Here is a 14,611-nt window from a genome sequence, read left to right as displayed (position 1 = left end):
ATGAGTGTTTTAATTGTAGTACCAGATGGTACAGGTATTAGAAATTATCTCTTTTCTGATATTATTCCGACCCTAATTAAAGAAGGAAAAGAAATTATTGTTTATCATTGTTTGGATGAAAAATCTTTAGATGAAGTAAAGAAAATCCATGAAGTTGAGTTTAAATCTCAAAATATGATTCCTTATAAAGAATCTATTAATCAAAAACTTTTAAGGGAATCAATTGCTTTTGCACGTTTAAATTACAATTCAAAATTAGTTGAAAATGAAACTATTCTATTTAATTGGAATACAAAAAAAATAGGGTTACAAAAATTATTTTATAAGTTTACAGAAAAAATAGGTAAATATGCTAGTAAAAAATACAATAGAATATTAAGTCTAGAAAAAAAATATCAAAAATCTTTACAATACTCAATTAAAAAAGAAATTCAGTATTTAAATCGAATAAGACCAGAAAGTGTATTTTGTACCCATCAAAGATCAATTAGAGCTATTCCTATTATTACGGCGGCAAACCAATTAAATATTAAAACAATTGGTGCAATATATTCATGGGACAATATACCGAAAGCTAGATTAGCTGTTAGAACTAAAAAGTTTATTGTATGGTCTGATTATATGAAAGATGAAATGAGAATATTTTATCCGGAAATTGATCAAGAAAAAATTATTGTTACTGGAACTCCTCAGTTTGATTTTTATAAAAAACAGCAGATTCTTATTCATAAAGCAGATTTTTGTAAGAAATATAATTTAAATATTAATAAAAAAATTATTTGTTTTTCTGGAGATGATGAATTAACATCACCTTATGATCCTATATATTTAGAACATTTATCAGAGGAAATTAAAAAAAATAATAAAGAAGAATCTATTCAAATTTTATTTAGAAGAAGTCCCGTAGATATTTCTAATAGATATAATTATGTATTAGAAAAGTTTAAAGAAATAATAGTACCTGTAGCTCCTCTTTGGAGCAATGAAAGTGATAATTGGTCTACTTTATTTCCTTATTATAGAGATGTAGAACTTCTGGCAAATATCTGTTTTCATTCAGACTTAGTTATAAATATTGGTTCTACGATGGCACATGATTTTGCTTTTTACAACAATCCTGCAGCTTATTTAAATTATGATACTTGTTATGATAAGAATTGGTCTGTAGATACTATATATAAATTTCAGCATTTTAGATCGATGCCTACCAACCAAGAAGTTTATTGGATCAATTCAAAAAATAATTTTTTAAGTACTATAAATAAAGCAATTGACAATAAGCATTCCTTAGGAAAAGATTGGTTAAAGATCATAAATATTGAAAATGAAAATATATCTTTGAATATTGTAAATGAAATTTTAAATTAGATGCATATCTGTTTCTTAACAAATGAATATCCTAATAAAGAAGAACCTCACGGAGGCATTGGTACTTTCGTTAAATTTTTAGCCGAAAAATTAATAGAAAATGGTGTTTTTGTTTCTGTAATAGGAATTTACAAAAATGAAGAAAGCTTAAAAATTAATGGTGTAAATATATATAGGCTAAAGAAATCCGATTGGAAATTTGCTAAATTTTATCATCATAATAATAAAATTCAAAAGAAAATTATTGAAATACAAAAGGAACTTCCAATCGATATTATTGAAGGTAGCGAACTTAATTTTGCTTTTTTTTCTAAAGAAACCACTTATAAAAAAGTAATTAGATTACATGGTGGTCACCATTTTTTTGCTTCTGAGGAAGGAAGAAAAACAGCTCTTTGGAGAAGTTATCAAGAAAAAATATCATTTAAAAAAGCAGACTATTATATATCTGTAAGTAATTATGTTGGAGAAGAAACAAAAAGACTCTTAAATTACCAATTTAATTTTAAAACTATTTATAATAGTATAGATTTAAACTCCTTTTACAAAAGTGATAAAAAAGTAGAAATACAACACAAGCTATTATATGTTGGTACTGTTTGTGAAAAAAAAGGTATTGAAAAACTAATTTCAGCTATGCCTTTGATAAAGAAAAAGTACCCAAATATTGTTTTAGAAATAGCTGGTAGAGATTGGGTAACTAATAAAGGTGAGTCATATATAAAATATTTGAAAAGTATTATTTCAGAAGACACTACCGGCAGTATTAAATTTATTGGTAATATACCGTATTCAAAATTACCTAAAAAAATTGAAAGTGCTCATGTCTGTATATTTCCATCTTTAGCAGAATCATTTGGTTTAACTTTAATAGAGGCAATGGCGATGGGTAAATTAATAGCCGCAAGTAATATTAAACCTTTTAAAGAAATTGTAGGAAATAGTAGTTCAATTGTTTTCTTTAATCCTTTTTATAAAACAGAAATTTATGAAAAAGTATCATACTTATTGTCAATAGAAAAAGACTTATTAAGAGATAACAGCAGAAAACATGTGTTCAAAATTTTTAATTCAGAAAAAATATTAAAAGATAATATTGATTTTTATAATTCATTATTGAAAAAATGAAATTCGGAATTATAACACATGCTATTCATAAAGTAAAAGGCGGAAAAGTGTATGCTTATGAACCCTATGTTAGGGAAATGAATTTATGGGCAAAGTATGTGGATGAAATTATAATTTTAGCACCTATTTCTAATGAAAAAATTACTAACCTTGAAATAGCTTATCACCATCCGAAAATAAAAGTAGTTCATATTCCTAGTTTTGATATTATTTCTTTTAATAATACATTAAAATCTTTATTAGTTATACCTAAAATTTGTTGGTCAATTTATAAAGTGATGCAGCAAGTTACTCACATTCACTTGCGTTGTCCTGGTAATATCGGTTTGTTAGGATGTTTGGTTCAAGTAGTATTTCCATTAAAACCGAAAACAGCAAAATATGCAGGGAATTGGGATCCACAGAGTAAACAGCCTGTTACCTATAGGTTTCAGAAATGGTTATTAGCCAACACCTTTTTAACAAAAAAAATGAAAGTATTGGTCTATGGAGATTGGCCACAGCAAACTAAAAATATTGTTTCTTTTTTTACAGCAAGTTATCATAAACAAGAGATTGAAGAGGTCTCATTTAAAGACCTATCTGTACAAGTTCGATTAATTTATGTTGGAGGTTTAACTGTAGGGAAACAGCCTTTACTAAGTATTAAAACTACTCACGAATTAATTCTAAAAGGACATAACATTCGTCTAGATATCTATGGTGATGGTGTGATGAGAAATGAAATTGAAAATTATATAAAATTACATCAGTTAGAAAACAATGTTTTTTTACACGGAAATCAGCCTAAAAATATAGTAAAAGAAGCTTACAAACAATCTCATTTTTTATTGTTTATTTCTAAGTCAGAAGGTTGGCCAAAAGTAGTTGCAGAAGCTATGTTTTGGAGATGCTTACCCATTTCATCAAAAGTATCTTGTGTACCTTATATGTTAGATTACGGTAATAGAGGTTCTTTGGTAGAATCAAATGTAAGTAAAGAAGAGCTGGTTAAAATAATAATTAAGTATATTAACAATGAAAACAACTATCAAAAAAAAGTGTTATCGGCACAAAAATGGTCTCAAGGGTTTACTTTAAACTCTTTTGAGCAAGAAATAAAGAATGTACTAATAGATGAGTAAACTTGGGGTAATACAAATAATTGACTCTCTAAATACTGGAGGAGCAGAGGTTTTGGCAGTTAACATCGCTAACTCCTTATCTGAAAATGGTATGAACTCTCACCTTTGTGCCACTAGAAAAGAAGGTAGTTTAATTAAAAATATTAACGCTAGTGTTGGCTATTTATTTTTAAATAGAAAAAAAGCAATAGACATTAAGGCTTTAATTAGTTTAAAAAAATATATTAAAGTAAATAATATTAGTATTATTCATGCGCATGCTACGTCTTTCTTTTTTGCTTTTTGTACAAAAATTATATATTGGAAATTAAAAATAGTTTGGCATGACCATTATGGTAAAAGTGATAGTTTAGCAAAAAGACCTGTTACTGCATTAAAAATTAGCTCCCTTTTTTTTAATGCTATTATTTCTGTAAATGCGGATTTAAAAACCTGGGCAAAGAATAATTTATTTTGTAAAAACTTATTCTTTTTAAATAATTTTGCAATCTTTAATAATTTTGAAGAAAAAACACTTTTACGAGGAAATAATACTAAAAAAATAGTTCATCTTGCTGCATTTAGAGCACAAAAAGATCATGAAAACTTAATAAATGCTTATGCATCATTTTTAAAACGAAATTCTAATTGGACCTTACATTTAGTAGGACAAATAAACAATACAGCATACTCTAAAAAAATAGTTCTATTAATAAAAGAACTAAAATTAGAAAAGCATATTTTTGTTTACGGTTCTTGTTTGGATATTAAAAATATTTTAAAACAAAGTGATATTGCTGTTTTACCGTCTAAATCTGAAGGGTTACCCTTAGCATTATTAGAATATGGTTTGGCTAAATTACCGGTAGTTGTAACAAATGTTGGTGAATGTGCTAAAGTTGTAGAGAATAACAAATCTGGAATTGTAGTAACTCCTAATAATAATTTAGAGTTAGAGGAAGCACTTCATGAATTGGCTAATTCTGAAGAAAAAAGAATCTTATTTGGTAAACAGCATTATAAGAACATCTTAGAAAAATATTCTAAAGAAAGTTTTATGAATCAATTGTTAAAAATTTATACACTCTAATTTGATAGAAAAAATATTACAAAATAAACTGTTATTTATTATTATTCATTTAGTTTTTGGTTACTTAGGCACTCTAAGTATATTTCCAACTCTATTTGGTTTAATATCTATTGTACTACCTATTTTTATTATTTTTCAGACAAATAATGAAAATGAAGAAGCTTTATTTTTTGCTGCATACCTCGTAGGTGCTGAGGTTTTTATTAGAATGACAGGAGGCTTTGTCTTATATGAAACAGGTAAATATGCTGTAATATTATTTTTAATTATGGGAATTGTTTTGGGAAGGTTTAAACAATCATTTTCCGTACACTATGTTTTTTATATTCTATTATTATTACTTGGAATTGTGTTTACTCAAGTTCCTGAAGGTGAGTCTTTAAGGAAAAATATTCTATTTAATTTAAGTGGGCCAATTGTTCTAGGAGTTACTGCTTTTTATTGCTACAGCAGAAAAATTACTTTAGAAAAGTTAATGGATATGCTTTTTTTTATGCTGCTGCCTATTTTTTCTATGATTATTTATCTCTATCTTAGAACTCCAGATTTAAGTGAAATCGTTTTTGGAGGTGAAGCTAATTTTGAGACTTCTGGTGATTTTGGACCTAATCAAGTAGCAACAGCAATTGGTTTAGGTATGTTTATATTAACGGTTTATTTGTTATCTAAAAAAAAACTATCTGGTTATCTATTCTTAGATGCTATTTTTTTAATTTATTTTTCTTACAGAGGTCTTTTAACTTTTTCAAGAGGAGGTATTTTAACTGCTGTAATTACCTTAATGGCATTTCTTTTCTTTTATTTATTACATAAAAGGATTGGATTTGCTGTCTTGTTAAGATATTCTATTGTTTCATTAGTCTTTATTTTATCAATTTGGCTATACACACTAGATATTACAAATGGAATGTTAAATAATAGGTATACAGGAAAAAATGCAATTGGTGTTCAGAAAGACATTACAACAGGAAGAATTGACATATTTCAAATTCAACTAGAAAATTTTTTACAAAACCCATTAGGTATTGGAGTTGGAAATGGAAAGTATGAAAGACTAAATAAAGGAGAAGGAATAACGGGAGCATCACATAACGAGGTAGGGCGATTATTGGAAGAGCATGGCTATATTGGCTTTTTTCTTTTAATATTACTTTTAACAGTTCCTCTTTTTAACTTTTTTCGAGGAAATAATTATCAAAAAGCATTTATCGCATCCTTTTATATATTATGGTTTTTAACAATTAATCATTCTGCAATGAGAATTGCACTCCCCGGTTTTATTTATGCACTTAGTCTATTAAATATAACAAATACAAATGAAGAAGAGTTAGAAGATATAATTGAGATTAACAGTCAAGATAATGTATAAACAAATTCTTTATATTGGTAATAATCACACAAAAAACCCTACTACCTTAAAAATTTTAAGTTCCTTTTTAAGCAAAGAAGGGTTTAAAATGTATAAATCATCAAATAAGGTAAATAAGTTTTTGAGATTACTCGATATGTGTTTTTGTATTCTTAATTTAAGGAAAAAGGTGGATTATGTGTTAATAGATACCTATAGTACTTCAAACTTTTATTATGCTTTTTTTTGTTCTCAATTAGCACGATTTTTTAAACTGAAATACATTTCTATTTTACACGGAGGAAACTTGCCGTATAGGTTAGAAAAATCCCCTAAAATGTCTAAACTCATCTTTAAAAATTCTTATATAAATATTTCACCTTCTGAGTATTTAAAATACGAGTTTGAGAAAAAAGGATATTTAGTACAAAAAATATCGAATACTTTAGAAATCGAAAACTATAGTTTTATTAAAAGAGAAAAGATAGCGCCGAAACTACTTTATGTAAGAGCTTTTGATAAAGTTTACAATCCTTTAATGGCAATTGAAGTTTTAAGGAAATTAGTGAAAATTTATCCCGAAGCTAAATTATGTATGATTGGTCCTGATAAGGATGGTTCGTTAAAAAAAGCAGAAGAGCTCGTTTTAAAGTATAATTTATTAAACAATATTGAAATTACTGGTTTTCTTTCAAAAAAAGAGTGGCATAAAAAAGCAGAAGAATATGATATTTTTATTAATACAACTAATCTAGATAATACTCCTGTAAGCGTAATAGAAGCTATGGCATTGGGTTTGCCTGTAATTTCAACAAGCGTTGGAGGTATTCCTTATTTAATTGAAAATAAGGAAGATGGTTTATTAGTAGCTAAAAATGATGTTGAAAAAATGGTTACGTGTGTAATTTCCTTAATCGACGGAAATCATAAAAACATTACTATAAATGCAAGAAAAAAAGTTGAAAAATTTGGTTGGGAGCATCTAAGAACTGATTGGTTAAAAATCTTAAACTAATGATTTATAGGATTATTTATAAAATTGGTGAAAGGCTAAGAAATCCTTCATTAAAGGAAAAATATTTTTTTCTTAAGGTTTCTGAAAAATGGAGTTTAGATGAATTAGAAAAATACCAACTTCAAAAACTGAAAGAATTATTAAAAATAGCAATTAATAATTCCCCCTTTTACAAAGAGAAATTAAAAGATATAAATGTGTCTGAATTTAATTCTTTATCAGAATTAAAAAAAATACCCATTACTACAAAAGAAGAACTTTTTAAATATAGGTCTGATGTACATACAAATCTTAACTTTAAAAAACAATTTGTGGCAAGAACCTCTGGTTCTAGCGGTAAAACTTTAGTTTTTAATAGAGAAGAAGCTGCTGATTCTTTTAATAGAGCAGCTATAAAAAGAGGGTATTCTTGGTACAATGTAAATTCTTGGGAAAGAAATGGCTATTTTTGGGGATCAAATTTTTCTTTCTTAAAGAAATGTAAAAATAATTTGTTAGATAAAATTCAAAACAGATTTAGGGTTTTTAGTTTTGATGAAAATCAACTTAAAAAATTTATAATTAAGTTGAAAAAGGCGAGTTATGTTCATGGGTATTCTTCAATGATTTATCAAACAGCAGTTTTAATTAATGCTAAAAAAATATCTAAACCTTCTAAAATTAAGATGGTGAAAGGTACTTCAGAAAAAATATTAGATAGCTACCAGAAAGAAGTCATAAAAGCTTTTGGCTCTAAGATTATAAGTGAATACGGAGCTACGGAATCTGGAATTATAGCTTTCGAATGCCCTTTTGGCCATATGCACATAAACATGGAAGGTGTACTTGTAGAGGAAATTGACAATGAAATAGTAGTAACCAATCTTCAAATGCATTCTTTTCCTATTATTCGCTACAGATTAGGAGATTATATTAAGTTAGATTTAAGTGGAGAAAAGTGTAAATGTGGATTAAAGCATCAGGTTTTAGAGGAAGTTACCGGCCGAATAGGAGAAAATATTTACGGTTTTAACAAAACGTATCCGAGTTTATATCTATATTATGTTTTTAAAAACCTCTCTAAAAACTTTAATCTTCAATTAAATTATCAAGTAATTCAAGAAGAAAAAGGAGAATTGATTTTTTTGATTGAACAAAATATTAACTTTTCAGAAGAAAGTAAATTGGTTGGTGAAATAGAAAAATATTTTAAGAAAGATATTAGTTATATTATAAAAAAGAACACGACTTTTAATACTCATAAAAAAAACAAACTTAAAAATTTTATTTCTAAAATAAATGGATAGTTTAGTCTCAATAATTACTCCAAATTATAACTCAGAAAAATTTATAGCGCAAACGCTACAAAGTATAAGAGCTCAAACCTACAAAAACTGGGAACTTATAATTGTAGACGATTGTTCTACAGATAAGAGCTTAGACATTATTGAGGAATATTCTAAAATTGATAAAAGGATAAAATTTTTAAAATTAAGTGAGAATTCCGGAGCAGCTGTAGCTCGAAACAAAGCCATTAAAGAAGCTAACGGTAATTTTATTGCTTTTTTAGATAGTGATGATTTATGGTTGCCAAAAAAGTTAGAAAAGCAACTCGCTTTTATGGTTCATAATAATTACAATCTAACGTACACTTCTTATAATATTATTAGTGAAAATGATGTAGCACCAAAGAAAACTGTTTTTTGTAAGCCAGAGTTAAATTACAAGCAAATGTTGTATTCAAATAAAATAGGGTGTCTAACAGCCATGTATAATAGTGCTAATTTAGGTAAGATATATATGCCTGAAATTAGAAAAAGACAAGATTATGCACTGTGGCTTAAAATTCTAAAAAAAGAAAAAATGGCATACGGTTTCCAAGAAGTTTTAGCCTTTTATAGAGTTAGAAGTAACTCTATATCTAACAATAAAATGGAAATGCTAAAATGGAATTGGATTTTATATAAAAAAGTAGAAAAATTATCTTATTTTGAATCTTTATTTTATGTAACGTCAAACATCTTAAATAAGATATTTTAATGCTTCAAAAAAAATACTTTAATATTTCTGAAAGAAAAATTCTTCTTAGAATCATAGATGTACTGGTTATAATGACCAGTTTGTTTATGTCTTTTGAACTATTAGAATTTAATTATTTTAATTTTGAAAATGACCATGTTTTTGGATGGATATTTTTATTGATTTTTTACTATTTAATTTTTGGTGAAATATTTCAGCTATTCAATTTAAATATTTCAAACAACAGATACTTAGTCGTAAGAAGCATTGTAATAACGGCTTTTGTAACTACAGTTTTTTATATTTTCACCCCTTTTTTCACTCCTGTTTTACCTAGTAATAGGCTTCAAATTGTCTATCTTTTTTTAATTTTAATTGTACCAATTGTACTTTGGAGATTTATTTATATACAAGTAATTTTTTCTCCAAAATTTTTTAAAACCGTAATTTTTATTGGAAAATCAGACAAAATTGAAAAAATGATTAGCCAAATTAAAGGCGATAATTTTCATAGTTTAAGAGCTTATTTTTCAGATAGAAATATTGATGGCATAGATGGATTTAGAGATATAAATACAGAGAAATTAATTGAATTTTCTCTAGACAATACCATTAATGAAATTATTGTATCAAAAAAGGGCTTATCTGATAAAGTAGTAAATTCTATTAATAAAGAATTAATATTTTTATTTCAAAAAGGATTAAACATTACAAGTTATGAAAGCTTTTATGAAGAAACGAACTTTAGAATTCCTAAAGAGTATTTAGAACATAATTTCTACAAGTATATAAATTTTAGCAAGAATAATAGTAACAGGTTTTATCTCTTTGGTTTAAGACTTGTAGATATAATAGTTTCTTTCTTTGGTCTTATTTTATTTTTGATGATTTCTCCTTTGATCTTAATTGGTAATTTATTTGCAAATAAAGGGCCACTATTTTATTCTCAGGAAAGAGTAGGTCAAAATGGAAAAGTATTTAAAATATTTAAGCTTCGTTCTATGGTTACAAATGCAGAAGAAAATGGAGCCGTTTGGGCGCAAAAAAATGATGTTAGAGTTACTGCTTTTGGTAAATTTTTGAGAAATACAAGATTAGATGAAGTACCTCAGTTTTTTAATATTCTAAAAGGAGAGATGAGTATTATTGGGCCTAGACCAGAAAGACCTAAATTTGTTAAGGATTTAGAAGGTCAGATACCTTTTTATGCAATTAGACATGTTGTTAGGCCGGGGTTAACGGGTTGGGCACAAGTTAATTACCCGTATGCAAATACGATTGAAGAGCAAGAGACAAAGTTAAGGTACGACTTGTATTATATTAAGGAAAGAAATGCTTTTTTAGATTTTAAAATCTTGATTAAGACCATAACTACCGTATTATTTTATAGAGGACAATAAATACTTGTAGAGAAATACATACCGAATAAAAAGTAAAATTAAAAGCGGAATGACTGCAATAGGAAATACTTGAATTCCAAATATCCATAAAAACGAAATTAAAACTAAAAACAGCAAGAGAATTAAAACATATTTTTGAAGCCACATTATAGAGTTCTTTTTCGATATTTTAAAAGCAAAGTATAAGTTAGGTAAAAAAGCCCATAAGATATTAAAATTATTAGGTGCAGTTTTGTGTGAAGAAAAGAACCATAAATAAGTTAAAATTAATCCAACTAGCCCTGTAATAAAGAAGATTGTAAAATCTAATGATCTAGTTCTCCTTTTATTTTTAACATCTTTATAAGTAATAAAAATTACAATTAATAAAAACAACATAAAAATTGTTAAAGGACTAAAGAAGCTTGAAGAATTACCAATTTCATCAAAATTTAATAAAATATCTTCTCTTTTTACCAAATTTATTAATTTATCAGTGCTTTTAATTTTTCCATTTTTAAAGGTTTCATAAAGATAATCTGGTAAATAGGTATATGCTAATTGATTCCTTTTTGTATCTAAAATAGTTCCTGCAATTAAATTAATTCCGAAATTACCCCAAGTATTCCAATAGATTTCTTGGTTCATTAAACCTCTTAATGTTTTATTATTTTCAATTTTATTAGAATTTAAAAGGACATTTTCATTTAAAATTGTCTGAGTAATATCTCTAAGTTTAGAAGCACAATTATCAAAAAAAGGATCATATAAATACGTTGCATTTTCTTCTAATGCATTGTTTTCTAAATAAACAAAAAATTGTTGTTTCTCATCTTGATTCAAATTTAAAACTTGTTGTTTTAACCAACGTTTATCTTTTTTATAACTCGCTAAAAAGTATTTAAAATCGTACTTGGCAAGTAAATAATACATTTTTCCTTGTGCAAAATTCAATAAGAAATTAGGTGCTTCAAAATCAAAAACTCCATAGTTATAAATAAGATCTAAGTTTAAAATAGGATCTTTAATTCTGATTGCAGAATGCCCAAATTTTTCATATAATTCTTCACCAGGACCCGCAGTAACAATCGAAATTTCTGAGTTAACAGAAAGATGTACTTGCGCTTTGTTTTTTTGAATAGAAAAAGAACAAAGTAATATAAGAAAGAGTAATTTTTTCTTCATAATAATTAAGGTCTAAGAAAAGTATAATCGAACGTAATTGAAAAAATATTAGAAAATAAAGCATTACCAACACTACCAATGTTTGTTAATGCATAATCTACATGAATTCCTCTGTAATTAAAACCAACACCAAAGTTAGGTTGTAAAGACAGTGATTTAGAATTGTTAAACTGAGTTACATATTGAAAGTTACCAACACCAGCTCTTAGATACACCAAGTTGTCATAATCTAATTGAAAACCAATTGCAGGGTCTACACTTCCTGCATCCGAAGAAAAAATATCATTTGTTTTAGCAAACCGTACATTTAAATCGACTTCTGTAAGTAAGTTAAAAAAACGACCAATTCTAAATTCTCTAGCAACACCTAATTGCAATTTTGGCTTTGTAATTTCTGTAGTTTCTGGCAATTCTTGATTTTGGCCAGGAATTGCATCTTTAATTTTATCAAATTCAACCTTATTTATTGCCCAACTATTAAAAGTTGTGGTAATATCTCTTACCATTAATCCGAATTTCCAAGCATTTCTTTCAAATTGAATACCTGCATCAAACCCGAAACCCCAAGAAGAAGCAAAATCACCAATAGTTCTTCTTACTATTTTAGCGTTTACACCAAACTTTACATCTTTAAAAATAAGATTTCTAGCATACGCAATGTTAAAAGCATAATCTGCAGCAGAAAAAAGACTGATTCTATTAAAATCGATATTCCCTTCGCTGTCAATTAATTCTGTAGTATTTAAAATGTCATCTACGCCAAAACGAATTATAGAAATACCCAAAGCACTTTCTTTATCTATTGGCATTGCAAACGCTGCATGATTGTAATTTGCAATTCCTGCAAAGTAAGAAGCATGCATTAATGAACCTTGATAATCTTCTATACCAACTAGACCTGCTGGATTCCAGTAAATTGAATTCACATTATTAGAAGTAGCAACAACAGCTTTACTCATTCCTAAAGCAGCGGCATCTACACCAATATTTAAAAACTCATTAGAGTAATTTCTAAAGGCTTGTGCGTTTAATAAGAATGAAAAAAATAAGAATAAAAGTAAAATTCTGAATTTCAAAAGCATAAAATTTTCTGTAACAAATATCTTAAATACTATTAAAATAACAGTTGTTTTGCAAAGTTATTGTTTAGGAAAGTTCAATATGAATGTTTTCTTCTATAAATCTAGCTATTCTTAGCTCTAACCATTTATTTTCTTGTGGTTTAAAGGAGCTCATAAAACCACAATGACCTCCATAATCGGGGATTTCTAAGTGAAAATTAGTCGATTGTATGGCTTCTTTTCTAGGATAGCATTCTTCAGATAAAAAAGTATCATCTTTTGCGTTAATTAATAAAGTGGGTCTATCTATTTTAGAAAGGTAAGGTTTGGCACTTGCTTTTTCCCAATAATCTTCTGGACTTTTAAATCCGAAAATAGGAACTGTATATAAGTGCTCTAGATGCTTAAATTTAGTCGCCTTAAATAATTTATCTTTATCTAAATTGTATTCAGGAAATTTATGTGCTTTCTCTAAAACTTTGTTTTTCATTGTTTTAAAAAACAGTTCTATGTATAGTTTGTTCTTTAATTTTTCCATTTCTACTTCTGCACTGGCAATATCTATTGGTACAGAAATTGCAATTCCTCCTTTAATTTTGGTTGATAATGTTTGCTCATATTCACCTAAATATTTCAACGTTAAATTACCTCCTAAACTAAAGCCTACAATTGAAACAGTGTCATAATTATAGTTTTCTAAAAGATGATTTACAACAAAATCTAGATCTTCAGTTTTTCCGCTATGGTAAGTTGCTAACAATAAATTATCTTCGCCACTACAACTTCTTAAATTAAAACAGACTGTGTCCAAACCTTTTTTATTTAGATGATTGGATGTCGATGCAATATATTTAGATTCTGAGCTACCTTCTAAACCATGAATTAAAAGAACTAAATTTTTTGAACCTACTTGAGAAAAATCTAAATCAATAAAATCAGCATCCCAAGTTGTAATTCTTTTTCGCTGATAATTACAAACGTCTTTCATAAAAAGAGGCCTATACATGGTGTTAAAATGACTGTTTTTAAAAGGTAAAGTAGGAGAGAAGTCAGATTCTAAAATTGGCATTAGTCGTTTTTTGATTGATAATTTTTAAAAATACATAAAAAATAAAGAATTTTAGAAAATTACCAATATAGGATTTGTTATTTTAGCTATTCTAAACGAAAAACAAAACATGAAAAAACACATTCCTAATTTAATAACGCTTGGTAATCTTTTATGCGGAACAATTGCTACAATATTTGCAGTTCAAGGTGATTTTGAAGCTGCAGGTTTATTAGTCGTTTTAGGTATTGTATTTGACTTTTTCGATGGGTTTGTTGCACGTTTACTAAATGTTTCTGGTGAATTAGGAAAACAATTAGACTCTTTGGCAGATATGGTTACAAGTGGTGTTGTACCAGGAATTATTATGTTTAATTTATTTGCGGATAAACAATTTGAGATTGAAAATTTTACGGATAATTTTACTTTGTCGGCATTCTTACCTTTTTTTGGTCTAATTTTAACATTAGGAGCTTGTTATAGGCTTGCTAAATTTAATATAGACACAAGACAATCAGAATCTTTTATAGGTTTACCAACACCAGCAATGAGTTTGTTTGTTATTTCTTTGCCATTAATTCAAGAATATTCTGATATTCATTTTGTTCAAAATTTAATTAGCAATAATTATTTTTTAATTATTATAACACTGTTCTTAACGTATTTAATGAATGCTGAAATTCCGTTATTTTCTTTGAAGTTTAAGGAGTATTCTATAAAGAACAATTTAGTGAAATACCTGTTTTTATTAATTTCAATTTTAATTATTATTACACTTCAGTTTTTATCAATTCCTTTAATAATAGCTTTTTATGTAATATTATCTGTTATTTCTAGTCCTCAAAAATAGCATGATTTTTATAATTTTATTTAAATAAAAAAGCATCA

13 protein-coding genes are annotated in these 14,611 nt (G+C 27.0%); 10 read left to right on the top strand and 3 right to left on the bottom strand.

Annotated features, from left to right (window positions below; all coding sequences use genetic code 11):
* From CW731_RS03475 to CW731_RS03435, 9 genes are all read left to right on the top strand, one after another.
* Complete coding sequence (locus tag CW731_RS03475; RefSeq protein WP_100945423.1) at positions 1 to 1,368, top strand: hypothetical protein; 1,368 nt, start codon at positions 1 to 3, stop codon at positions 1,366 to 1,368.
* Positions 1,369 to 2,496 (top strand): glycosyltransferase family 4 protein, encoded by a 1,128-nt coding sequence (locus CW731_RS03470; protein ID WP_100945422.1) that lies wholly within the window; start codon positions 1,369 to 1,371, stop codon positions 2,494 to 2,496.
* Positions 2,493 to 3,620, top strand: a complete 1,128-nt coding sequence (locus tag CW731_RS03465) for a glycosyltransferase (protein WP_100945421.1) — start codon at positions 2,493 to 2,495, stop codon at positions 3,618 to 3,620. The genes CW731_RS03470 and CW731_RS03465 overlap by 4 nt, the downstream gene beginning before the upstream one ends.
* On the top strand, positions 3,613 to 4,689 hold the full coding sequence (locus tag CW731_RS03460; RefSeq protein ID WP_100945420.1) for a glycosyltransferase: 1,077 nt from the start codon (positions 3,613 to 3,615) through the stop codon (positions 4,687 to 4,689). Before CW731_RS03465 ends, CW731_RS03460 begins: the two co-directional genes overlap by 8 nt.
* 1 nt (position 4,690) lies before the next feature.
* Positions 4,691 to 6,058, top strand: coding sequence for an O-antigen ligase (locus CW731_RS03455; protein WP_100945419.1), 1,368 nt, complete (start codon positions 4,691 to 4,693; stop codon positions 6,056 to 6,058).
* Positions 6,059 to 6,374: 316 nt separating this feature from the next.
* Entirely contained in the window at positions 6,375 to 7,052 is a 678-nt protein-coding gene (locus CW731_RS03450) for a glycosyltransferase family 4 protein (RefSeq protein WP_232734714.1), read from the top strand.
* The gene (locus CW731_RS03445) at positions 7,052 to 8,338 is read left to right on the top strand and encodes a phenylacetate--CoA ligase family protein (RefSeq protein ID WP_232734713.1); all 1,287 of its coding nucleotides are present in this window, start codon (positions 7,052 to 7,054) and stop codon (positions 8,336 to 8,338) included. Before CW731_RS03450 ends, CW731_RS03445 begins: the two co-directional genes overlap by 1 nt.
* The gene (locus CW731_RS03440) at positions 8,331 to 9,071 is read left to right on the top strand and encodes a glycosyltransferase family 2 protein (protein WP_100945417.1); all 741 of its coding nucleotides are present in this window, start codon (positions 8,331 to 8,333) and stop codon (positions 9,069 to 9,071) included. Before CW731_RS03445 ends, CW731_RS03440 begins: the two co-directional genes overlap by 8 nt.
* Positions 9,071 to 10,450 carry a sugar transferase gene (locus CW731_RS03435; RefSeq protein ID WP_100945416.1) on the top strand — a complete coding sequence of 460 codons (1,380 nt, stop codon included), beginning with the start codon at positions 9,071 to 9,073 and terminating at the stop codon, positions 10,448 to 10,450. The genes CW731_RS03440 and CW731_RS03435 overlap by 1 nt, the downstream gene beginning before the upstream one ends.
* Here the strand turns inward: CW731_RS03435 and CW731_RS03430 are convergent.
* From CW731_RS03430 to CW731_RS03420, 3 genes are all read right to left on the bottom strand, one after another.
* A complete protein-coding gene (locus tag CW731_RS03430) occupies positions 10,430 to 11,614 on the bottom strand; it encodes a DUF4105 domain-containing protein (RefSeq protein WP_100945415.1) in 1,185 nt (394 codons plus the stop codon). The two genes, CW731_RS03435 and CW731_RS03430, sit on opposite strands and share 21 nt — an antisense overlap.
* A gap of 5 nt (positions 11,615 to 11,619) precedes the next feature.
* Entirely contained in the window at positions 11,620 to 12,696 is a 1,077-nt protein-coding gene (locus CW731_RS03425) for a PorV/PorQ family protein (protein ID WP_100945414.1), read from the bottom strand.
* Between the two features lie 64 nt (positions 12,697 to 12,760).
* Entirely contained in the window at positions 12,761 to 13,744 is a 984-nt protein-coding gene (locus CW731_RS03420; protein WP_100945413.1) for a YheT family hydrolase, read from the bottom strand.
* Positions 13,745 to 13,853: 109 nt separating this feature from the next.
* On the opposite strand from CW731_RS03420, the gene CW731_RS03415 reads away from it, so the two are divergent.
* Positions 13,854 to 14,573, top strand: a complete 720-nt coding sequence (locus CW731_RS03415; RefSeq protein ID WP_100945412.1) for a phosphatidylcholine/phosphatidylserine synthase — start codon at positions 13,854 to 13,856, stop codon at positions 14,571 to 14,573.
* The last annotated feature ends 38 nt before the right edge of the window (positions 14,574 to 14,611 follow it).

The organism is Polaribacter sp. ALD11, assembly GCF_002831685.1.
Lineage (GTDB): Bacteria > Bacteroidota > Bacteroidia > Flavobacteriales > Flavobacteriaceae > Polaribacter.
The sequence above is the reverse complement of the archived record's forward strand: the minus strand, read 5'-3'. Positions and strand labels throughout refer to the sequence as shown.